This is a genomic window from Rhodophyticola sp. CCM32 (assembly GCF_004751985.1).
Lineage (GTDB): Bacteria > Pseudomonadota > Alphaproteobacteria > Rhodobacterales > Rhodobacteraceae > Rhodophyticola.
The window spans coordinates 3,297,840-3,319,438 of the sequence record NZ_CP038492.1 but is presented as its reverse complement, the minus strand read 5'-3'; the positions used below and the strand labels follow the sequence as shown (position 1 = coordinate 3,319,438).

Genomic DNA, 21,599 nt, shown 5'->3' with positions numbered 1-21,599 from the left:
GCGCAGGCACAAGGCAAAGGCGTATAGCGCGGCTGCAAGACCTCATATCGACGACCCTGCACCAAGCGTTTTGAACATGACAAGCGCATCCACATAACCCCGGGCCGGGTGGTGGAAGGCCCCGGGCAGGCGCCCGATTATGTCAAACCCGGCCTGCTCCCAGATCGCGATGGCGCGGGTATTGGTCGACACCACGAAATTATACTGCATCGCGCGATAGCCAAGCCGCGGCGCCAGATCAAGGGAATGGGCCAGCATGGCGCGGGCAATGCCCTTGCCACGGGACTGCGTCGCCGTGACATAGCCGCAATTGCACACATGCGCCCCGCCGCCACCCTGATTGGGGCAGATGAAATAAGTGCCCAGCGGGCCGGTTTCATCCTCGGCAATGAAGGTCTGATGGGTCGGGCCGCACCAATAGGCAATCGCATCGGTTTCTGACACATCAGGGTCGATCGTATAGGTATCGCCCGCCCTGAAAACAGGCTCTAATATGCGCCATAGAGCCTGTTTATCTGTGTCCTTGCAGGGCCGGATGATCAGCGTCAATAGACCACCACGGATCGGATCGATTCACCTGCATGCATCAGGTCGAAGCCCTTGTTGATCTCATCCAGTGTCAATCTGTGGGTGATCATCGGGTCAATCTCGATCTTGCCATCCATATACCAATCGACAATGCCGGGCACATCCGTCCGCCCGCGCGCGCCACCGAAAGCCGTGCCGCGCCAGCTGCGCCCGGTGACCAGCTGGAAGGGCCGGGTGCTGATCTCGGCCCCGGCGGGCGCCACGCCGATGATGATCGATTCGCCCCATCCCTTATGGCAGGCTTCCAGCGCTGTCCGCATGACCTGCACATTGCCGGTTGCATCGAATGTGTAATCGGCGCCACCGCCGGTCAGTTCCACCAGATGGCCAACCAGATCCCCGCTCACCTCGGCCGGGTTCACAAAATCGGTCATGCCGAATTTGGTGGCCATCGGCACTTTCGACGCATTGATATCAACGCCCACAATCTGATCCGCACCTGCAAGACGCAGCCCCTGGATCACGTTCAGGCCGATCCCGCCCAGCCCGAACACAATCGCGCGGCTGCCGATCTCGACCTTGGCGGTGTAGATCACCGCGCCGATCCCCGTGGTCACGCCACAACCGATATAGCAGATCTTGTCGAACGGCGCGTCCTTGCGGACCCTGGCCAGCGAGACCTCGGGCAGAACCGTGTGGTTCGAGAAGGTGGAACAGCCCATGTAATGCAGGATCGGCGTGCCATCCAGCATGCTGAACCGCGATGTGCCATCGGGCATCACGCCCTGGCCTTGTGTCGCACGCACCGACTGGCAGAGATTGGTTTTCGGATGCAGGCAATATTCGCATTCCCGGCATTCGGCGGTGTAAAGCGGGATGACATGATCGCCGGGTTCAAGCGATGTGACACCGGCGCCGACCTCCAACACCACGCCTGCGCCTTCATGGCCCAGAATCGCAGGGAACAGACCTTCAGGATCCGCACCCGAGAGGGTAAATTCATCCGTATGGCAAATACCCGTGGCCTTGATCTCGACCAGAACCTCACCCGCTTTCGGGCCATCAAGGTTCACCTCCATAATCTCCAGCGGTTTTCCAGCCTCGATCGCGACAGCGGCACGGGTGCGCATGCGTATTCCTCCCCTTGGGTCTTGCATTGCGCGGAGCCTCTGCCAATCTGTGATACAATTCAATGGAGTTATGCAGATGCGAGCTACTCTTTTCATGATCCCCCTGATCGCGCTTGCCGCCTGTCAGGACGATGGTGGCGATGGGGACAGCCCCGATCTGGCCACGAATGACGCCTGTGGCGCATCCGGCTGGCACAGCCTGATCGGAGAACACCTTGATATCCTGGCCGTCACGATCTTCCGGGCCCCAATGCGGGTGATCGGGCCGAATGATGCGGTGACGATGGATTACAACCCGCAGCGGCTGAACGTGATTTATGGGGATGACGACATCATCACCCGGGTTGAGTGCGGGTGAGCAGTTAGCGCTGCTGACTTTTGCGAGTCCTTTCAATAAGTTACATAAGCCTTTGGATTCCTTTACTTAATAACATATACATGCTATATATACTTTACCCAAGGGATACGGTGAAATATCTGCTGACCGTGACACCGAAGCAATTCGGGCGTTGATTGGGGGTGCTTAGCAGGCCCCTCCTTGGGCTGGCCTCCCACCTGTTGGGGGGCCTTACCATTTAAGGGGCAAATCTGGTGCCCTTTGCTTTAGCCTCCTCACCGTCCGAGGACGCAGCCAATGAGCGCTAGAGCGTTTTGCGTTTAATCGGTTTCATATCCTGCGGCTTTGAAGAAGTTGAAGCATTCCTCTTCGGTGAAGAGATTGCAGACGTGTCCGACAGCGCTCCAAAGGTCTTCGTAGGTACGGGCGACAGCCTTTCGGATCAGCGTCTTGAGCTTTGACAATGCCATCTCAATCGGGTTCAGGTCCGGCGAGTATGGCGGCAAGAACAAGAACCACGCGCCGACATCACGCATCATCTCAGCGGCCCGTGCGCTTTTATGACTGGACAGGTTGTCCAGGATGATCACGTCCCCTTTGCTCAGGGTCGGAGCGAGTTGGGTTTCGACATAGGTCTCGAAAGTGACGCGGTTCATGGTGCCATCAATGACCCAAGGCGCGTCCAGCCGGTTATGGCGCAATGCCGCGACAAATGTTTGGGTGCGCCAGTGACCGAATGGAGCATGATCGACCAGCCTCTGACCGCGCGGAGCCCAGCCCGTCGTCTTGGCCATGTTGGTTTTCAACCATGTCTCATCCAAAAAGCCAATGCGCTCAACCATATGCGCCATGAAGGGCTGGCGATGCGTGATCCAGATATGCCTCTGGCGGGCAACTTTGGCCCGTTTCTGTTCAAACGCTTGGATGTCTTTTTTTCTGTGTCAGGCCAAGCCGATGGAAAAGCCGCCAGACCGAGCTGGGATCGACGGACACGCCACGCTCTGCCAGCAAACGCGCCGCCATCTCATCAAGCGTGATCTCGCCCTTGGTTGCCACTTGCGCGCGCACCCAATCTTCGTGCGGTGTCAGTTTGCCGATGCCCGGATTGCCCTGACGTTTCGGCGCAAGCGATCCAGCCTCGCGCTTCAGTTTTACCATGTCATTGACGAACTTAACCGAAACGTCGAACCGCGCCGCCGCCGAATGATATGTGTTGCCTGCTTCAACATGCGCAACAACGCGCTGTCGAAGTTCCATTGGATGAGGTTTGCCCATAGCCACCGCCTTTGTTTGTTTCCAAACAAAGAATCACGCTTCAGGCAAAATGGGAATCCCGAATCCGATCAGGCGCAAAACGCTCTAATTAGGAACAGCCGTTCGGAGTTTCGGGCATTTTTGATCGTCAGCTTTAAAGACGATGGTTTGTCTCGATGAAGGTCGGCAATCAGATGCAACCTGTTCGGGCGTGTATCTCTAATGATGTTCGTTGTGGCCAGGGCCCATTCGAGATTTTCGTAATCAGTGAGTTTGATCTCGGGGTGTTTGACAAGCTGCTTAACCAGTGTTTCCTTGCTGAGCCAAACCCAATCTGACCGAGCCTCAAGAGTATTTCTGACAACACTGCTCACTCTTCCGACACGAAGTGGACTGGGTACTTCGTCCAGAAGCATTCGCACGATTTCAGGATTCATGGTCTGCTCTTATTGTTCGTTGCCAACACTTTACTTCGTAAGAAATGATCCGATCAACTGTGATCGCTGCGCCCTCATGTTCCAAGGGGATTGCACCCCCCTCCGATTCCCCCTATATCCGCTTCAACAGCGGCGTGTCGGCCTCCACCCCCGATGCTCCACCGGAGAGAAATCACACGGGCCGCGCGCCCGTTTTTTTGTGCCTGGACGCACCATGTCTGACCTTGTCGCCAAAACATCCATCGACCGCCGGATGGCGGAAATTCTGACCCCTGTCATCGAAGACATGGGGTTTGAACTGGTGCGCATCCGGCTGATGGGCGGCAAAACCAACACGTTGCAGATTATGGCCGAACGTCCCGAAGGCGGGATCGAGGTGGATGACTGCGCCCGGATCTCCACCGCGATCAGCGCCACGCTGGATGTGGAAGACCCGCTGGAGGATGCCTATACGCTGGAAGTGTCCAGCCCCGGCATCGACCGGCCCCTGACCCGGTTGAAGGATTTCGACACCTGGGAAGGCTATGACGCCAAGATCGAGACAACCGAGATGATTGACGGCCGCCGCCGCTTCAAGGGTGTGCTGGCAGGCATTGAAGGCGATGAGGTGCTGATCAATCTGGATGAGGGCACCATTGGTCTCAATTTCGACTGGCTGAGCGATGCAAAGCTGGTTCTGACCGATGAGCTGATCACCGAGATGCTGCGCCAGCGCAAGGCGGCGGGCATCATCGACGAAACCAAATTTGACGAGATAGAAACCGAAGAAGCCCAAAAGGCGGAGGACTAGACCGATGGCAATTACATCAGCAAACCAGCTGGAGCTTCTGCAAACCGCCGAGGCCGTGGCGCGCGAAAAGATGATCGACCCGGAACTGGTGGTCGAAGCGATGGAAGAAAGCCTCGCCCGGGCCGCCAAAAGCCGCTACGGGTCCGAGCTTGATATTCGCGTGTCGATCGACCGGAAAACCGGCAAGGCGACCTTCACCCGGGTCCGCACGGTTGTGGCCGATGACGAGATCGAGAATGAAAAGGCCGAGCTGACCGTCGAACAGGCGAAACCCTATAAGGAAGATGCCGAGATCGGCGATATGCTGATTGATGAGGTGCCGCCGGTGGAAATGGGCCGGATTGCCGCGCAATCGGCCAAGCAGGTGATCCTGCAGAAAGTGCGTGAGGCCGAACGCGACCGCCAGTTCGAGGAGTTTCAGGACCGCGCGGGCACCATCATCAACGGTGTGGTCAAACGCGAGGAATACGGCAATGTCATCGTCGATATCGGCCGGGGCGAAGGCGTGTTGCGCCGGAACGAGAAAATCGGCCGCGAAAGCTATCGCCCGAATGACCGGATTCGCTGCTATATCAAGGATGTGCGCCGCGAGACCCGGGGGCCGCAGATATTCCTCAGCCGCACCGCGCCGGAATTCATGGCCGAGCTGTTCAAGATGGAAGTGCCCGAGATTTACGACAATATCATCGAGATCAAGGCCGTCGCCCGCGACCCGGGCAGCCGTGCAAAAATTGCGGTGATTTCCTATGACAATTCGATTGATCCCGTGGGCGCCTGCGTGGGGATGCGGGGCTCTCGTGTGCAGGCGGTGGTCAATGAGCTTCAGGGCGAGAAAATCGACATCATCCCGTGGAACGAGGATGCGCCGACCTTCCTGGTGAACGCGCTTCAGCCCGCCGAGGTCACCAAGGTGGTTCTGGACGAAGATGCCGAACGGATCGAGGTGGTGGTGCCCGACGAACAACTGTCGCTGGCGATTGGCCGCCGGGGTCAGAATGTGCGCCTGGCCAGTCAGCTGACCGGTCTGGATATCGACATTCTGACCGAGGAAGAGGAAAGCGCCCGCCGTCAGGCCGAGTTTACCGAGCGCACCAAAGTGTTCATGGACACGCTTGATCTGGACGAGTTCTTTGCCCAGCTTCTGGTTTCCGAAGGTTTCACCTCGCTGGAAGAGGTCGCCTATGTGGAACAGGATGAACTGCTGGTCATCGACGGCGTGGATGAAGCCACCGCAGGTGAGCTTCAGGCCCGCGCCCGCGATTATCTGGACGAACAGAACAAGAAGGCGCTGGAAGCGGCGAAAGAGATGGGTGTTGAACAAAGCCTCATTGATTTTGAGGGGCTGACACCCCAGATGCTGGTGGCCCTTGGCGAAGATGGTGTGAAAACGCTTGACGATTTCGCCACCTGCGCCGATTGGGAGCTTGCGGGCGGCTGGACCACCGTTGACGGGGAACGTGTCAAGGATGATGGCGTTCTGGAAAGCTTCGATGTCAGCCTTGAGGAAGCACAGAACATGGTTATGACCGCGCGCCTGCAACTGGGCTGGGTAACGATTGAGGAACTGGAAGAACGTGCCGCCGCCGAAGCCGAGGCCGCGCGCGCCGAAGCCGAAGGCGAAACCGAGGAGGCCGGGGCCTGATCGCAGGCCTCGGAGAGACGCGGAATGACCCGCGGCGGCCGGACCAAAACCCGCGATGAAGCCGAAAGGCGCTGCATCGCCACCGGAGAGACCCAGCCGAAAACCGGGTTGATCCGCTTTGTTGTCGGCCCCGAGGGGCAGGTTGTGCCGGATATTCTGGAACGCCTGCCGGGGCGGGGTATCTGGGTCAGTGCTGATCGGGACGCGCTGAACCTGGCGATCAAGAAGACGCTTTTTTTCGCGCGGGGCGAAAATGCAGGTGACGGTGCCGGAGGATCTGCTGGCGCAGATAGACACGGTTTTATGTCGTCGCCTGACCGATCTGGTCGCGCTGAGCCGCAAGGGCGGATATGCGATTGCCGGGTTCGAAAAAGTGAAAAGCTGGCTGGCCGAAGGGCGCGCCAAGGTTCTGCTTCAGGCCTCTGACGGCTCGGAGCGGGGGAAATCGAAACTTTGGACGCCCGAAGGGGGCCGGTTTTTCGGCTGTCTGACCGCCCGGGAATTGGGTTTGGCATTCGGACGCCAAAGTGTGATACATGGCGCGCTTGCCGCTGGTGGACTCACTGAACGTGTTGTAGAGGAGGCCGCAAAGCTGCAAGGCCTGCGTAAGGCAGACGGTGGGACACCCGCCAAAAAGGATAGACGAGACGCATGAGCGATCAGGACGGAAAGAAACCCCTTGGCTTGTCGGGCGGCGCCCGAAGCGGACGTGTGAATCAAAGCTTTTCACGCGGACGGACCAAAAGTGTTGTTGTGGAAACCAAGCGCAAGCGGGTGATGGTTCCCAAGGCGGGCACGGCTGCTGCGGCCCAGGCCGAAGGCAACACGCGCCCCACAGGCGTGTCTGACAGCGAGATGGAGCGCCGTCTGAAAGCGTTGCAGGCCGCAAAGGTCCGCGAAGTTGAAGATGCCGAACGCCGGGAGCTGGAAGAAAAGTCCCGCGAGGAAGAACGGGCGCGCAAACGGGCCGAGATCGACGCCAGGGAGCGCGAAGAGAAAGAGCGCGAGGAAGCGCTGAAAGCCAAGGCCGAAGAAGACAACCGTCGCAAAGAGGAAGAGGCCGCGCGCCGCAACGCGCCTGCGGCCAGCGAAGCGGCAGCGGCTGTTGCGCCGTCTGAACCCACGGCTGCAGCCCCGCGTGGGGCAGGCAAACCGTCTTCGGCGCCGGCGCGACGCGACAATGACCGCGACGACAAACGTGACCGCAATGCCAAAGGTGACCGTGGCAATGATGGCCGCAGGGCCGGCAAGCTGACCGTCAACCAGGCGTTGACAGGTGGCGAAGGCGGGCGTCATCGTTCGATGGCGGCGATGAAGCGGAAACAGGAACGCCAGCGCCAGAAGGCTATGGGCGCAAATGTCGAGCGTGAAAAGGTCATGCGCGATGTGCAGGTTCCGGAAACCATTATCGTCTCCGAACTGGCCAACCGCATGTCTGAACGGGTTGCCGATGTGGTCAAGGCGTTGATGCAGAACGGTTTGATGGTCACCCAGAATCAGCCGATTGATGCGGATACCGCGGAACTGATCGTTGAGGAATTCGGCCATAAGGTTGTGCGCGTTTCCGATGCGGATGTGGAAGACGTCATTGACCAGGTCGAGGACAAGGCGGAAGACCTTGAACCCCGCGCACCCGTGATCACCATCATGGGTCATGTGGATCACGGCAAAACCTCGCTTCTGGATGCGATCCGCAATGCCAAGGTTGTGTCCGGCGAAGCCGGTGGCATCACCCAGCATATCGGCGCCTATCAGGTGAAAACCGAAAGCGGGCAACTGCTCAGCTTCCTTGATACGCCGGGCCACGCGGCCTTTACCTCGATGCGGGCCCGCGGCGCGCAGGTGACCGATATCGTCGTGCTTGTTGTTGCCGCCGATGATGCGGTGATGCCGCAGACGATTGAGGCGATCAACCACGCCAAGGCGGCCGAAGTGCCGATGATCGTGGCGATCAACAAGATCGACAAACCCGAAGCGGATGCCAACAAGGTGCGCACCGATCTGCTGCAACATGAGGTGATCGTGGAGCAGATGTCGGGTGAGGTGCAGGATGTGGAAGTGTCCGCCATTTCCGGTCAGGGCCTGGATGAGCTGCTGGAGGCCATCGCCCTGCAATCGGAATTGCTGGAACTGAAGGCCAACCCTGCCCGTGCGGCCTCGGGCGCCGTGATCGAGGCACAGCTGGATGTGGGCCGTGGCCCCGTTGCAACCGTTCTGGTGCAGAACGGCACCCTGAAACAGGGCGATATCTTTGTCGTGGGTGAACAATGGGGCAAGGTTCGCGCCCTGATCAACGACAATGGCGACCGGGTTTCAGAGGCCGGGCCGTCCGTGCCGGTTGAGGTTCTGGGCCTGAACGGCACGCCCGAGGCGGGCGATGTTCTGAACGTGGTCGATACCGAGGCACAGGCCCGCGAGATTGCGGAATACCGTGAAAACGCCGCCAAGGAAAAACGCGCTGCCGCCGGGGCCGCCACCACGCTTGATCAGCTTCTGGCGAAGGCCAAGGAAGATGAAAACGTGGCGGAACTGCCGATTCTGGTGAAGGCCGATGTGCAGGGCTCTGCCGAGGCGATCATCCAGGCGATGGAGAAGATCGGCAATGACGAGGTGCGTGTGCGCGTGCTGCATTCAGGCGTCGGCGCAATCACCGAATCCGATGTGGGCCTGGCCGAAGCCTCGGGCGCGCCGGTCATCGGCTTCAATGTGCGTGCCAATGCGCCCGCCCGCAACAGCGCCAACCAGAAGGGCGTGGAAATCCGCTATTACTCGGTGATCTACGATCTTGTGGATGATGTGAAATCTGCCGCCTCCGGCCTGCTTTCTGCCGAGGTTCGGGAGAATTTCATCGGTTATGCGCAGATCAAAGAGGTGTTCCGCGTCACCGGCGTGGGCAATGTGGCCGGGTGTCTGGTGACCGAAGGCGTCGCCCGCCGGTCTGCCGGTGTGCGCCTGCTGCGGGATAATGTGGTGATCCATGAAGGCACGTTGAAAACCCTGAAACGCTTCAAGGACGAGGTGAAGGAAGTCACCTCGGGCCAGGAATGCGGCATGGCGTTCGAGAATTACGACGACATCCGCGCCGATGATGTGATCGAGATTTTCGAGCGGGAAGAGGTGGAGCGGTCGCTGGCCTGACCACCGGAAGTTTGGAAACAGATGCGAAAAGGGCGCCCGTTGCGGCGCCCTTTTTCATGTTATACAGCATGCTGCCTTAAACCTGAGACATCGCGCATCACAAATGTCCCGGGAACGCGAAGCGTGGCAGGGTATTTGTGATTCAAGTTTAAGGCAGGGTGCTTTAGCGTTTCGACTTTACATTGAAGCAGTACAATGGCTTTCGCGTTTGAGCCAAAGGCGAAAGGCGTTTTATTCTGCACCACCGCTCATCAAAATTCACGTTCGAGATCAGTAGCTTGCTGACCCGGAGGCAGGGAATTTTGATTCAGATCAAAATCCTGAAACCCATCCACATAGAGCGTAGGGCAGCGCCCGAACCGAGGGGCGGGAAGCGGAGCGCCCGCCCCGTGGGGGCGGTTCGGGCGCTGCCCGGCGATGCCGCCGGGCGGGAGAATGATATGGAGAAATTCCTAATTTCAGTCCGAGGCTATAACCCGAGCAATTGCAGGTTTATTCCGCCGCCTCGGGCCCGAGCGACATAATATAGGCATAAAGATTGGCCGCATCCTCGGGTGATCGGACGCGGAAACTCATCGAACCGCGGGCGCCGCTATCGTCAAGATATTCCCGCAGAAACCCGGTCGGGTCCTGCACATAGGTGACAAAGCCTTCCTCATCCCAGACAAGCCCGGCCTCGCCCGCCGCAGTCATCGACGCGGAATAGCGGAATTCCTCATATGTGCCTGCGGTGCGACCGGCAATTCCGAAAAGATTGGGGCCGGTGCGGGCATTGCGTCCGGCAAGGGTTTCGCCCGCGTCATTCACGACCACATGGCATGCGATGCATTGACGAAACGCGGCCTCGCCCGCAGCGGCATCGCCTGTGGGGGTGGCCATATCTGCGCAAGCCATGGGCGCGGCCAGAAATGCTGTTGCTGCTGCAAGACTTGTCATACGGCTCATAGGTATACTCCTTTCAAGAAATCATTCCTGCCTGTGCCGAACCCGAACCGAAACAGAGACATGTGTTTTTTCATGCCTCATACGAATCGGTAGATTTGGCAATTGTCGCCACGATATCGGGTGCTTATCGCAAGAATCACTCGGACAAATCAGCGCTGTTTTTTTACAACCGTAAGGGGTAGCGCCCGGCGGTTTCAGACTGCTCCATATTCATGATTTCCCCTAAACAGTCCGGCCAGGCCGCAGGCGCTTGCACATATCGGACGCAGCCCTAGACTTCTGGCCCATCCAGCAGAGGTAATTGCGGCAGTATCGGCATGACAGACATGATTCCCACCTGGGTTGAAAATGTTCTGACCCCTGTGGAAAAACTGGAGGCGCATCAACGCGGTCTGCGCCATCGCGCGGTTTCGGTGTTTCTGATGCGCGGGAATAAAACCCTGTTGCAGCGCCGGGCGCTTGGAAAATACCACACCCCGGGGCTTTGGGCGAACACCTGCTGCACCCATCCTTTCTGGGGGGAAAGTGCTTTGAACTGCGCGCAGCGCCGCCTGGGGGATGAGCTTGGGCTTCCGCCCGTTCCGCTGACATATCGCGATCAGGTGGAATATCGCGCCGATGTGGGGGGTGGGCTGATCGAGCATGAGGTTGTGGATATCTTTGTGGGTGCTCTCCCGGAAGATGTGTCGCCCAACCCGAATCCGGCGGAAGTGATGGATACGATCTGGCAGAGTCTGGAGGATCTGACGCAGGAGGTGGCAACTGCACCCGCCAGTTTCACACCCTGGCTGCAAATCTATCTGCGCGATCACGGGGCCAGTATTTTTGGCGATCTGCGCTCGGTCTGAATTTACGGCGCTGGTGCTGATATCGTGAAACATCGCGCAAAACCGCTCTGCAATATATCTGGATGAAAGCCGAGGGCAGAGCCCGAACCGAGGGGAGGGCGAGAAGCGCCCGCCCCGTGGGGGCGGTTCGGGCGCCGCCCGGCGGTGCCCCCGGGCGGTAGGGATCATAAGGAGTTTCAGTTCAGCACCCTGGCGCTTGTTCTGGCCTCTCTGCCCATCCATATAGGGCGGAACGAAGGAGACAGCATGAGCAATTCGGATTTCCCCGGCTGGCACGGGACAACAATCATCGGTGTGCGCAAAGGCGATGAGGTTGTGGTGGCAGGCGACGGGCAGGTCAGCCTGGGCCAGACCGTCATCAAAGGCTCGGCCCGCAAGGTGCGGCGGCTCAGCCCCGGCGGCTATGATGTGGTCTGTGGCTTTGCCGGATCGACAGCAGATGCCTTCACCCTGCTGGAACGGCTGGAAAGCAAGCTGGAGGCGACACCGGGGCAGTTGCAGCGCGCCAGCGTGGAACTGGCCAAGGACTGGCGCACCGATAAATATCTGCAAAAACTTGAGGCGATGCTGATCGTCACCGACGGGGCCGAGCTTTACATCATCACCGGCGCCGGGGACGTGCTGGAACCCGAACACGGGATCGCGGCCATCGGGTCAGGCGGGAACTATGCCCTGGCCGCCGCGCGCGGATTGTCGGCAACCGATCTGGGCGCCGAGGATATCGCGCGCCAGGCCATGGCGATTGCGGCGGATATCTGTGTCTATACCAACGGCAACCTGACTGTAGAAAGCATCAAAGCATGAGTGATATCAACCGTGATGACATCCGCGCCGCTGTCGGCGCGGGGATGATTACCGAAGCGCAGGCCGCTTCACTGATCGCCCTGGGCGATGCCCGGCGCGGCACCCGGGAGCATATGTCAGGTCTGGATGAACCGTTCGAGCTGTTCCGCGGTTTCAATGAAATCTTCATCGTGGTCGGGCTTGGCATTCTCTTTTCCGGCTGGGCGGGTCTGACGGGTGTCAGCTATTTCAGCGCGCAGAACGGTTATGTTCTGTCGATCATCTATGCGTTGATCGGCATGGGGGCGGTGGCCCTGCTGGCCCGCTATTTCACCCTGACCCGGCGTATGGTGGCGCCCTCGATCGCGCTGGCGATCTTCTTTGCCATGAGTGCGGGGCAACTGGGCATCTCGCTTGGCTGGATGCTCAAGACTGATTTCCCGCAAAGCCTGGCCCTGTCGGCGGGCCTGTCCACCCTGTTGCTGGTTGGCTATTACATCATGTTCCGGGTTCCGTTCACGATGGCGCTGATCGCGCTTGGCGTGTTTGGCACCGCGTTCGGGCTGGTCAGTCTGGGGGGCAATGTGCCGACCAATCCCAGTGATATATTTCTGCTGACCGCCCAGGGACCCTTCGCGATTCTGACCATCCTTCTGGGGCTGCTTGGCCTGATTGTCGCCTTGCGCTTTGATATGAGCGACCCGCACCGGATCAGCCGGCGCGCGGCCAGCGGGTTCTGGCTCCATGTCATTGTAGCACCTACGATTGTGAACACCGTCGCCCTGTCGCTTTTCGATGTGGGCACGGTCACGGCACAGCTTTTGCTGGTGCTGTTTGTGGCGTGCATGGCGATTTTCGCCGTGGTGATCGACCGCCGGTCCTTTCTGGTCTCGGGCGTTGGCTATATCGTCGCATTGTCGATCACGGTGATGGAGGGCAATGCCTTTCTGGTGATCCTGCTTCTGGGTCTTGGCCTTGTCCTGCTTGGTGCGAAATGGGAGGTCTTGCGCCGAAACCTGATGGATGCTTTCCCCGATTTCCCCGGCAAGACCCGCTTGCCCCCCTGGACCCTGCTGACCGCTGAGGAGCCCCAATCTTGACCGACCTGACCCCGCGCGAGATCGTCTCGGAGCTTGACCGTTTCATCATCGGCCAGAAAGACGCCAAGCGCGCCGTGGCCGTGGCACTCCGCAATCGCTGGCGGCGCAAACAACTGCGGGATGACCTGCGCGATGAGGTGTATCCGAAGAATATCCTGATGATCGGCCCCACCGGCGTCGGCAAGACCGAGATCAGCCGTCGGCTGGCAAAACTGGCCCGCGCCCCGTTCATCAAGGTGGAAGCGACGAAATTCACCGAGGTCGGATATGTCGGCCGCGATGTGGAACAGATCATCCGCGATCTGGTGGATGCGGCACAGGTGATGATCCGTGAGACGATGCGCGACGAGGTGAAGGCCAAGGCCCATGATGCGGCAGAGGACCGGGTGATCGAGGCTTTGGCCGGAACCGATGCGCGCGAACAGACCCGGGAGATGTTCCGCAAGAAGCTGCGCAGTGGCGAGCTGGACAATACGGTGATCGAGCTGGAAGTCTCTGACACCTCGAACCCGATGCAGATGTTTGAAATTCCCGGGCAGCCGGGCAGCATGGGCAGCATGGGCAGCATGCCGGGGGGCATGAATCTGGGGGATCTGTTCGGCAAGGCCCTTGGCGGGCGCAAGACCCGCAAAAAGCTGAGCGTGGCGGCAAGCTATGATCTGCTGATTGAGGAAGAGGCCGATAAACTGCTGGATCAGGAGGTGATCACCCGCGAGGCCCTGACAGCGGTTGAACAGAACGGCATTGTCTTCATCGACGAGATCGACAAGGTCTCGGCCCGGTCCGATGCGCGCGGCGCGGATGTGTCCCGGGAAGGTGTGCAGCGTGACCTGCTGCCCCTGATCGAGGGCACCACCGTATCCACGAAACATGGGCCGGTAAAAACCGACCATATCCTGTTTATTGCTTCGGGCGCATTTCATATCGCCAAACCGTCGGATCTGTTGCCGGAACTTCAGGGCCGCTTGCCGATCCGGGTCGAGCTGCGCGCCCTGACCGAGGAAGATTTCGTGCGCATTCTGACGGAAACCGACAATGCGCTGACCCTGCAATATACCGCGCTGATGGCCACCGAAGAGGTCACTGTCAGCTTCACCGAAGACGGGATCGCCGCCCTTGCGCGGATCGCCGCCGAGGTCAATCAGGATGTGGAAAACATCGGCGCACGGCGGCTTTACACCGTTATCGAGCGGGTATTTGAGGAATTGAGCTTTACCGCGCCCGACCGATCCGGCGAGGCGATTGTGGTCGATGCGGGCTTTGTCGAGAAAAACCTTGGCGAATTGATGAAATCCGCTGATCTCAGCCGCTACGTGTTGTAGAAACAGCGGCAGAATTCATTTGCCCGGTGCGATTTTATGGCACGTCTTTTTATCTTCCTGGCGGTTCTGAGCCTTGGGGCCTGCGCCCCGCGCGCGCAGCTTGTGCTGGTGCCCGACCCATCGCGGGATGCCGTGATCGAAACCGTTCTGGTGGCCACCACCCGCGCCTTTGCAGAGGGGCAGTTCACCAGCGAGAGGTCGGAAGGTCTGCATTATGCCCGGTTTGACGTCGCCATCCCGCCAGAGCGGGAAAGTGGAGAGGTTTCCTGGCCCCGTCACGGCACCGATCTGCAAGCCGATTTTGTGGTCAGCCAGGCCGATACGCTGACATCTCCCGGGGATTTCCGCGCAGCCCTGCGCCGGGAAATCGCGGCGCGCCCGCGCGGAGAACGGGAAGTCATGGTGTTCATTCACGGGTTCAACAGCACCTTCGCCGATGGGCTCTACCGCACGGCGCAAATTCGCCATGACCTCGATATTCCGGTGATCCCGGTGCATTATTCCTGGCCCAGTGCCGGGCATCCTCTGGGTTATATCTATGATCGCGACAGTGCGCTGCTGGCCCGGGACGGTCTGGAAGAGCTGTTAAACGAAATCATCGCCGCAGGGGCGGAAGATGTGGGTCTGATGGCCCATTCCCTGGGTGCCGAGGTCGTGATGGAAAGCCTGCGGCAATTGCGCATCGGCGGCCAGCAACGGGTCTTTGACCGGTTGAGCGGCGTGTTGCTTCTGTCCCCGGATATCGACGTACAGATTTTCCGCAGTCAGGCCGCCCGGATCGGTGAATTGCCGCAACCGTTCTTTATTTTCACCTCGCAACGCGATGCCGCGTTGCGATTGTCGGCGCGGGTCCGGGGGCAGCAGAACCGCTTGGGCAATATCGAATCCATTGAAGATGTTGCAGATCTGGATGTCACGATCATTGATGTCAGTGAATTTTCCGGCGGGCGCGGGGATGGTTTGAACCATGCAACACCGGTCAGCTCACCGGCGATGATACAGATCCTGACATCGGCACAACGGATCAGCGCCTCGCTCAGCGAAAGCGATGCGGTGCGCGCCGGGCTGCTGCCGGGGGTTGTTCTGACGGTGCGCAATGCCACACAGATTATTCTGACGCCTGATATCTGAAAGCTTCAGCGGGCGCGTTTGAGATAGACGTAATAGGCGCCTTCGCCGCCATGGCGCAGATGGGCCGGGCGGATATCCAGAACCAGCGCACCAAGCGGCGGGGCGGCCAGCCATGCGGGCACCTGATGGCGCAAAACCCCCCGCCGGATCGGGATCGGCCCCGGTTCTTCCCGGTCCTTGCCTTTCCCGGTGATGATCAGCACCAGCCGTTTGCGATTGGCGAATGCGGTCTGGATAAACTGAACAAGGCGCGGATGCGCCTCGGCCAGGGTCAGACCGTGCAGGTCGATCCGTGCCTCGGGTTTCAGCTTGCCCCGTATCATCTGGCGGTGGGTGCCATGATCCATCCGGATCGGCGCCTGTGTCAGCCGTTCGGTCAGGGCCGGGCTAAGCTGTGGTGAAGGGCTGTGCCCATTCACCCGCTCCCCGATCTGGAAATCTTTCACAGCCGCGCGGGGAGCCTGCTTTTTCGGCGGCTCCGCCTCGGCATCGCCGTCTGGCACAGGTTTGGTTTTGGGCGGGCGCAGGGGTTTGACCGTTTGCGCCACACGCGACCAGACTGAGCGGTCATCAGCGCTGAGCCCTTTGCCCTTGCGACCGGTCATCTCAGGCGTCCGGCACCAGACGATGGGCAATTTCGATCGGCAGCAACACAATCATCCGGCCCGGATCGCGGATGCGCCCGGCCTGTTGCCCGGCCGCATCGCCTGAGCCATAGAAAATATCGGCACGCTGCGCCCCCCGGATGGCGCTGCCGGTGTCCTGGGCAATCATCAGCCGCTGGATCGGCTGTTCCCCGCCCTTTTCAATCCAGACCGGCGCACCAAGGGGGGTAAATTCAGGGTCAACCGCGATGGTCCGGTGTGATGTGATGGATCGGTTCATCGCCCCCAGCGGCCCGTCATTCGGGTCCCTGATCTGAACCTCCCGGAAAAAGACATATGACGGGTTGTGGCGCAGCAGTTCTTCACCCGCAATCGGGTTTCGGGCAACCCAGGCGCGGATCACCTGTGCCGACACCTGATGGGGCTGATAAATGCCACGGCGGACCATTTCCTGCCCGACAGAACGATACTCATGCCCGTTCCGGCCACCATAGCCGACCCTCAGATATCCGCCTTCGGCCAGGTGAATCCGGCCAGATCCCTGAATTTGCAGAAAGAAAACATCAACCGGGTCATCAACCCAGGCGATTTCAAGGCCGCGCCCTTCCAGCAGACCTTGTGTTTCGATCTCGGCACGGCTGTGCCAGAGCCCATCAACCTCGGGCGGCAAACGGTAAAGCGGATAGCGGAACCGCGCGCTGCGATAGCGGGAGCCATCAAGCTCGGGTTCGAAATATCCGGTGAACAGGGCCGGGCGATCCCCGCCGATCAGCACGGGGCGAAAAAACAGCTCAAAAAAAGCCCGGCCATCGGTTTGCGATTGTGCCAGGGCACAAAGGGATTGCCATTCGCTGTCGCCCATATCGGGGCAGGTGTTCACGAACACCTCAAGCGCGGCATCATGATTATCTTCACCCCAGCCGCGCAGGTCCGAGAAATCCAGAATCCGCACAGGTTGATCAGCCATGGCAGGAGAGGCAAAGGCCAGGGTCGCTGCCAGAAACCGGGCTGTCAGACCACCGCCCATGGTTCATCCGCCGGTGGCCACCAGAACCCAGTTCGGGTTGGAACTGCCCATATCGCGGCCAAAGGTCCAGATATCCCGCTGGCGTTTGATCTCGGTCGGGTCGCCTTCAACAACCTCTCCGTCGGAGTTGCGCACAACAGATGTCAGTTCAGCCACAAAGCGCACGCTGATCTCTGCGGTGCTGGTGCCGCGGTCAAAACTCGCGCCCTGCAATGTCAATTCACGGATACCGACGAAACTGGCATCAATCGACAATCCCTGCTCCTCACGCTGAGCGATCACGGTTTCGAAGGTTTCAAGCACGTCTTCGGCCAGAAACGGGCGCAGCTGTTCCACATCGCCTTTTTCAAACGCCATCAGAATCATCTCATATGCGCCGCGCGCGCCACCCAGAAACTCGCTTACGGAAAAGCCGTGTTCTGCAAGTTTCATCGCCGCCAGCGCCTTGGCCGCATCGCTGCCATCTTCCACGTGATCGGTGATATCGCGATCCGGGCCGCCCTCGATCACCTCGAAATCACGGCGCGTATCGGCCCGGCGTTCCGGCTGGATCACCGGTGGTTTTTCAAACCCGTCACGGGTGCCCAGCACATTGCGCAAACGCAGGATCAGAAAAATCGCTATCCCGGCAAGAACAAGCAATGAGATAAAGGGCGAATTCATCAAGGTATCCTCAATTGGAACTGTCGGGCCTTTTTTGGCGGCTCTGTGGGTCATATGTAGGTGAGGGGGGCGCCCAAGTCCATTGCGGCAAAGGCGACACTCCCCATTGTGAGCATGAATAGGAAAGAACATGTGGCTCTTTGTGCTGTTTCTGATGGTTCCGCTGATCGAAATCGCGCTGTTCATTCAGATCGGCGGGCTGATCGGGCTGTGGCCAACGCTTGGGGTGGTGATAGCCACCGCGTTTCTGGGCACCTGGCTGGTGCGGTCACAAGGCCGGCTTGCGCTGGAAAACCTGCGCCAGAGTTTTGGCGCGCTGAAAGACCCGACTGAACCGCTGGCCCATGGGGCGATGATCCTGTTTTCCGGTGCGCTGCTGCTGACCCCGGGGTTCTTTACCGATGCCATCGGATTTGCGCTGATGGTGCCGGGCATCCGCAGTCTGGTTTTTCACCAGTTGCAGAAACGCGTGACACTTGCGTCGGTTGTATCAGGGCAGGCGCAGTGGTCAGGGCATGACGGGCCGCAGGAAACCGTGATTGAAGGTGAGTTTGAAGTTGATGAAACCCCGCGCGACGGGCCATCGGCCTGGCGGCGGGATTGAGGCTTCTGTTTCGGGCTGATACAGCACCGCAAGGTAGTTTAATCGGAGAGTCCAATGGCCGAAGAAAACGGCGCAGCCGCCCCAACCCCGAACGGGCAGGCCGTGCCCCCACGTATGCAGATTCTGGGCCAGTTCATTCGTGACCTGTCTTTTGAAAACATTGCCGCACAGAAATCAGTTCAGACCCAGACACAGCCGGATATTCAGGTTCAGGTTGCGCTGGATGCCCGCAAGCGCGAGCAGGACAATCAATTTGATGTGATTGTGAAACTGAAGATCGATTCCAAAACCAAGGATGACGATCCGCAGCCGATTTTTCTGATCGAGCTCGATTATGTCGGAATCTTTCAGGTTGAAAACGTCCCGCAGGAACAGTTGCATCCGTTTTTGATGATTGAATGCCCCCGGATGCTGTTCCCGTTCCTGCGGCGGATCGTGTCTGACATCACCCGCGATGGCGGCTTTCCGCCGCTCAATCTGGAAAACATGGATTTCCTGTCGATCTATCGCAATGAGCTGTCCCGCCGGGCAGAGGCCAAGAAAACCGCCGACGCCTGATCAGCGGAACCGCGACCAGATTGCGGTTTCGCCCAGTTCTTCAACAAACTCCGCATGTGCCGCCGCCTCTTCTTCTGAAAGGCGGCTGGCAAGCGGTGTTGGCCGGGCATAGCTACGCCAGGATTTATCGGATGCGCTGCTGGATTGTGCCGGTTGCGTACCAAGCGCGAAATCCGGCTGACGGCCGCCGATCAGTTCCAGATAAACCTCGGCCAGAATTTCGGAATCAAGCAATGCTCCGTGTTTTTCACGGGCGCTGTTATCCACACCGAACCTGCGGCAAAGCGCATCCAGCGAGGCGGGTGAGCCGGGAAATTTGCGCCGGGCAATGGCCAGCGTATCAAGCGCCTGCGCATCGGGAAGGGTGGGTTTTTTCGCCCAAGAAAGCTCTGCATTCAGGAATTTCATGTCGAAAGATGCATTATGGATGACCAGCGTGCCATCGGCCACGAAATCAAGAAAATCCTGGGCAATCGCCGCGAAAAGCGGCTTGTCGCGCAGGAAATCATCCCCCAGCCCATGCACTTCAAACGCCTCTTGCGGCATGGCGCGTTCAGGGTTGATATATTGGTGATAGGTGCGGCCCGTGGGCATGTGTTGCCACAGTTCAACCGCCCCGATTTCCACAATCCGGTGACCTTCTGACGGCTCAAACCCGGTCGTTTCCGTGTCGAGGACGATTTCACGCATCTTGGGCTCCTGTGATTTGCCTGATCAGAGTTTCAACCTCCTGCCGGGTTTGTTCAAGGCTTCTGGTCTCGATAACACAATCCGCGCGGGCCCGTTTTTCCGCATCGGGCATCTGGCGTGACAGGATCAATTGAAAGGTTTCCTCATCCATACCGGGGCGTGCGAAAACCCGGGCGCGTTGATCTTCGGCTGTGGTGGTGACCACCAGAACACCGTCCAACCATTTATCTGCCCCGGTTTCATACAGAAGCGGAATATCCATCAGGATCAGGGGTTTATCCCTGTGCCGTTTCAAAAATTCCTGACGATCCGCCGCCACAAGCGGATGAATAACCGCCTCGATCCGGCCAAGCGCCTTCGGATCTTTGCTGATCCATGTTTTCAGCGCCGCACGATCAACAGCGCCATCGGACACAGCTTTGGGACAGAGCGCCTCTATCGGAGCCACCGCAGCGCCACCCATAGCATAAAGCCTGTGTACCGTTTCATCCGCATCCCAGACCGGCACATCCGCATCGCGGAAAAACCCGGCAGTGGTGGATTTGCCCATCCCGATGGAGCCGGTCAGACCCAATAAATAGGTCATGCAGACAAGACCGCCTGCCGCAGATCACCGTCAACATCCGGCTTGCGGCCAAACCAGCGTTCAAATCCCGGCGCGGCCTGATGCAGCAACATGCCCAACCCGTCTACCGTGGGGCAGCCAAGTTCTGCTGCCTGCTGCAACAGGCCTGTCTGCAAAGGTGTGTAGACGATATCGGTGACCAATGTTGTCGGCCTCAGATCCGACAGGTCAATCTGAAGCGGCTGGCCCCCTTCCATCCCCAAAGATGTGGTATTCACCAGACAGGAGATATCGGGCAACAGATCGGGGATATGCGCCCAGTCCATCACTTTCACCCGGGCGCCGAGTTTTTCCCGCAGGGTTTCGCCACGGACACGGGTGCGGTTCACAAGAAAAACCTGTGGCGCGCCATCCCCCAGAAGGGCAGAAACCACTGCGCGCGACGCACCGCCGGCCCCCAATACAAGGGCCGGGCCAGCATCTGCGCGCCAATCCGGGGCGTTCTGGTAAAGATTTGCCAGAAACCCGACACCATCGGTGTTGTCGGCCTGCAACTGCCCGTTTGCGGAAAAGGTGAGTGTATTGGCCGCCCCGATCAGGGCGGCACGGTCGGTCACGGAATCCGCGAAGCTCAATACATGCTCTTTATGGGGGATCGTCACATTCACGCCCGAAAACCCCATGCGGGGCAGGGCGCGCAGGGTTTTTTTCAGATCCTTGCGGGCAATTTTCAGGGGAACATAATGACCGGGAATACCATAGCGGGCCAGCCAATGGCCATGCAAAGCGGGTGATTTGCTATGTGCGATCGGGTCACCGATGACACCGGCAAGACGTATCTCTGTACTCATCCCTCGATGATCCCCCGATTGGTGAGATACCCGCATAAATCCAGCAATGGCAGCCCCAGAACAGTGAAGTAATCCCCGTCAATCCGCAAGAACAGCCGCGCGCCCTCTTCCTCCAGTTTATAGGCACCAACACTGTCGGACAGACCGGGCCAGTTCCTGTCAAGATAGGCGTCAATATAGTCTTCGCTTAAAGCGCGCATCGTCAATTTGACCTTTCCGATCATGCGCCAGACAGGTTTTTGATCTTCATAAATCACAACCGCCGAAAGAAGCTGATGCGCCGCGCCCTGCAATGCTTGCAGCTGCCCGCGCGCGTCTTCTTTCGTTTCGGGTTTGCTGAAAACCCTGCCCTTGAAATCAAGCACCTGATCACATCCGATGACCAGGGCATTCGGGTGTTTCCCGGCAACCTGCCGGGCCTTGTATTCGGCCAATGTGTCCGCCACATCACGGGGGCTGGCGCCTTCATGGTCCAGTGACTGGCGGATCGCCTCTTCATCCACGCGGGCCGGGATTACCGTGAAGGGAATCCGCGCCTGGCGCAACATCGCCTGACGGGCTGCGGATGCAGAAGCAAGCACAATTTCGGTCATGGGCTCATTTGACAGGTCTGTGGATATACAGGGGCGCAAGCACGGGGTCAGGATGTGT

24 protein-coding genes and 1 pseudogene are annotated in these 21,599 nt (G+C 59.2%); 12 read left to right on the top strand and 13 right to left on the bottom strand.

Translation table 11 applies throughout. The annotated features are described in order from the left end of the window. Positions 1 to 42: 42 nt before the first annotated feature. Positions 43 to 549 carry a GNAT family N-acetyltransferase gene (locus E2K80_RS16185; RefSeq protein WP_210405401.1) on the bottom strand — a complete coding sequence of 169 codons (507 nt, stop codon included), beginning with the start codon at positions 547 to 549 and terminating at the stop codon, positions 43 to 45. Next, entirely contained in the window at positions 546 to 1,658 is a 1,113-nt protein-coding gene (locus E2K80_RS16180; RefSeq protein WP_135375935.1) for an S-(hydroxymethyl)glutathione dehydrogenase/class III alcohol dehydrogenase, read from the bottom strand. The genes E2K80_RS16185 and E2K80_RS16180 overlap by 4 nt, the downstream gene beginning before the upstream one ends. A 94-nt stretch (positions 1,659 to 1,752) precedes the next feature. On the opposite strand from E2K80_RS16180, the gene E2K80_RS16175 reads away from it, so the two are divergent. Continuing rightward, positions 1,753 to 2,016 (top strand): I78 family peptidase inhibitor, encoded by a 264-nt coding sequence (locus E2K80_RS16175; RefSeq protein WP_168193223.1) that lies wholly within the window; start codon positions 1,753 to 1,755, stop codon positions 2,014 to 2,016. A gap of 299 nt (positions 2,017 to 2,315) precedes the next feature. On the opposite strand, the gene E2K80_RS19345 is transcribed toward E2K80_RS16175, so the two are convergent. The 3 genes from E2K80_RS19345 to E2K80_RS16165 form a co-directional block, all read right to left on the bottom strand. Further along, positions 2,316 to 2,867 (bottom strand): IS630 family transposase, encoded by a 552-nt coding sequence (locus E2K80_RS19345; protein WP_238475735.1) that lies wholly within the window; start codon positions 2,865 to 2,867, stop codon positions 2,316 to 2,318. 40 nt (positions 2,868 to 2,907) lie between these two features. Further along, positions 2,908 to 3,252: a helix-turn-helix domain-containing protein gene (locus tag E2K80_RS19340; protein ID WP_210405400.1), complete on the bottom strand. Its 345-nt coding sequence runs from the start codon at positions 3,250 to 3,252 to the stop codon at positions 2,908 to 2,910. Between the two features lie 86 nt (positions 3,253 to 3,338). Further along, a complete protein-coding gene (locus tag E2K80_RS16165; RefSeq protein WP_145988599.1) occupies positions 3,339 to 3,686 on the bottom strand; it encodes a hypothetical protein in 348 nt (115 codons plus the stop codon). Between the two features lie 214 nt (positions 3,687 to 3,900). Between E2K80_RS16165 and rimP the strand changes: the two genes are divergently transcribed. The 4 genes and pseudogenes from rimP (at position 3,901) to infB (ending at position 9,256) form a co-directional block, all read left to right on the top strand. Continuing rightward, positions 3,901 to 4,476, top strand: a complete 576-nt coding sequence (rimP, locus tag E2K80_RS16160) for a ribosome maturation factor RimP (protein ID WP_135375932.1) — start codon at positions 3,901 to 3,903, stop codon at positions 4,474 to 4,476. 4 nt (positions 4,477 to 4,480) lie between these two features. Beyond that, positions 4,481 to 6,118 carry a transcription termination factor NusA gene (gene nusA / locus E2K80_RS16155; RefSeq protein WP_135375931.1) on the top strand — a complete coding sequence of 546 codons (1,638 nt, stop codon included), beginning with the start codon at positions 4,481 to 4,483 and terminating at the stop codon, positions 6,116 to 6,118. A gap of 24 nt (positions 6,119 to 6,142) precedes the next feature. Further along, a pseudogene (locus tag E2K80_RS16150) lies at positions 6,143 to 6,773 on the top strand (RNA-binding protein). Then, the gene (gene infB, locus E2K80_RS16145) at positions 6,770 to 9,256 is read left to right on the top strand and encodes a translation initiation factor IF-2 (RefSeq protein ID WP_135375930.1); all 2,487 of its coding nucleotides are present in this window, start codon (positions 6,770 to 6,772) and stop codon (positions 9,254 to 9,256) included. Before E2K80_RS16150 ends, infB begins: the two are co-directional and overlap by 4 nt. A gap of 492 nt (positions 9,257 to 9,748) precedes the next feature. On the opposite strand, the gene E2K80_RS16140 is transcribed toward infB, so the two are convergent. Then, the gene (locus E2K80_RS16140; RefSeq protein WP_135375929.1) at positions 9,749 to 10,201 is read right to left on the bottom strand and encodes a c-type cytochrome; all 453 of its coding nucleotides are present in this window, start codon (positions 10,199 to 10,201) and stop codon (positions 9,749 to 9,751) included. A 317-nt stretch (positions 10,202 to 10,518) separates the two neighbouring features. Here E2K80_RS16140 and idi point away from each other — a divergent pair, with 317 nt between their 5' ends. From idi to E2K80_RS16115, 5 genes are all read left to right on the top strand, one after another. Next, positions 10,519 to 11,049, top strand: coding sequence for an isopentenyl-diphosphate Delta-isomerase (idi, locus tag E2K80_RS16135; RefSeq protein ID WP_135375928.1), 531 nt, complete (start codon positions 10,519 to 10,521; stop codon positions 11,047 to 11,049). Between the two features lie 246 nt (positions 11,050 to 11,295). Beyond that, positions 11,296 to 11,853, top strand: a complete 558-nt coding sequence (hslV, locus tag E2K80_RS16130; RefSeq protein WP_135375927.1) for an ATP-dependent protease subunit HslV — start codon at positions 11,296 to 11,298, stop codon at positions 11,851 to 11,853. Beyond that, on the top strand, positions 11,850 to 12,932 hold the full coding sequence (locus E2K80_RS16125) for a hypothetical protein (RefSeq protein WP_135375926.1): 1,083 nt from the start codon (positions 11,850 to 11,852) through the stop codon (positions 12,930 to 12,932). Before hslV ends, E2K80_RS16125 begins: the two co-directional genes overlap by 4 nt. Further along, positions 12,929 to 14,254 (top strand): ATP-dependent protease ATPase subunit HslU, encoded by a 1,326-nt coding sequence (gene hslU / locus E2K80_RS16120; RefSeq protein ID WP_135375925.1) that lies wholly within the window; start codon positions 12,929 to 12,931, stop codon positions 14,252 to 14,254. Before E2K80_RS16125 ends, hslU begins: the two co-directional genes overlap by 4 nt. Positions 14,255 to 14,290: 36 nt before the next feature. After that, a complete protein-coding gene (locus E2K80_RS16115; protein WP_135375924.1) occupies positions 14,291 to 15,385 on the top strand; it encodes an alpha/beta hydrolase in 1,095 nt (364 codons plus the stop codon). A gap of 5 nt (positions 15,386 to 15,390) precedes the next feature. Here E2K80_RS16115 and E2K80_RS16110 read toward each other — a convergent pair whose 3' ends face one another. The 3 genes from E2K80_RS16110 to E2K80_RS16100 are packed head-to-tail and all read right to left on the bottom strand — an operon-like array spanning position 15,391 to position 17,680. Then, on the bottom strand, positions 15,391 to 15,990 hold the full coding sequence (locus E2K80_RS16110) for a Smr/MutS family protein (protein WP_135375923.1): 600 nt from the start codon (positions 15,988 to 15,990) through the stop codon (positions 15,391 to 15,393). Position 15,991: 1 nt separating this feature from the next. Then, positions 15,992 to 17,017, bottom strand: coding sequence for a murein transglycosylase A (mltA, locus tag E2K80_RS16105; protein ID WP_135375922.1), 1,026 nt, complete (start codon positions 17,015 to 17,017; stop codon positions 15,992 to 15,994). 3 nt (positions 17,018 to 17,020) lie between these two features. Next, the gene (locus E2K80_RS16100; RefSeq protein ID WP_135375921.1) at positions 17,021 to 17,680 is read right to left on the bottom strand and encodes a Tim44/TimA family putative adaptor protein; all 660 of its coding nucleotides are present in this window, start codon (positions 17,678 to 17,680) and stop codon (positions 17,021 to 17,023) included. A gap of 130 nt (positions 17,681 to 17,810) precedes the next feature. Here E2K80_RS16100 and E2K80_RS16095 point away from each other — a divergent pair, with 130 nt between their 5' ends. Both E2K80_RS16095 and secB read left to right on the top strand, forming a co-directional pair. After that, complete coding sequence (locus E2K80_RS16095) at positions 17,811 to 18,284, top strand: FxsA family protein (protein WP_135375920.1); 474 nt, start codon at positions 17,811 to 17,813, stop codon at positions 18,282 to 18,284. Between the two features lie 54 nt (positions 18,285 to 18,338). Beyond that, a complete protein-coding gene (secB, locus tag E2K80_RS16090) occupies positions 18,339 to 18,842 on the top strand; it encodes a protein-export chaperone SecB (RefSeq protein ID WP_135375919.1) in 504 nt (167 codons plus the stop codon). Here secB and dnaQ read toward each other — a convergent pair whose 3' ends face one another. The 4 genes from dnaQ to E2K80_RS16070 are packed head-to-tail and all read right to left on the bottom strand — an operon-like array spanning position 18,843 to position 21,541. Then, positions 18,843 to 19,532 carry a DNA polymerase III subunit epsilon gene (gene dnaQ, locus E2K80_RS16085; RefSeq protein WP_135375918.1) on the bottom strand — a complete coding sequence of 230 codons (690 nt, stop codon included), beginning with the start codon at positions 19,530 to 19,532 and terminating at the stop codon, positions 18,843 to 18,845. Then, a complete protein-coding gene (gene coaE / locus E2K80_RS16080; protein ID WP_135375917.1) occupies positions 19,525 to 20,118 on the bottom strand; it encodes a dephospho-CoA kinase in 594 nt (197 codons plus the stop codon). The genes dnaQ and coaE overlap by 8 nt, the downstream gene beginning before the upstream one ends. Further along, positions 20,115 to 20,948, bottom strand: a complete 834-nt coding sequence (locus E2K80_RS16075; protein ID WP_135375916.1) for a shikimate dehydrogenase — start codon at positions 20,946 to 20,948, stop codon at positions 20,115 to 20,117. Before E2K80_RS16075 ends, coaE begins: the two co-directional genes overlap by 4 nt. Continuing rightward, a complete protein-coding gene (locus E2K80_RS16070; RefSeq protein ID WP_135375915.1) occupies positions 20,945 to 21,541 on the bottom strand; it encodes a Maf family protein in 597 nt (198 codons plus the stop codon). Before E2K80_RS16070 ends, E2K80_RS16075 begins: the two co-directional genes overlap by 4 nt. Positions 21,542 to 21,599 lie beyond the last annotated feature (58 nt).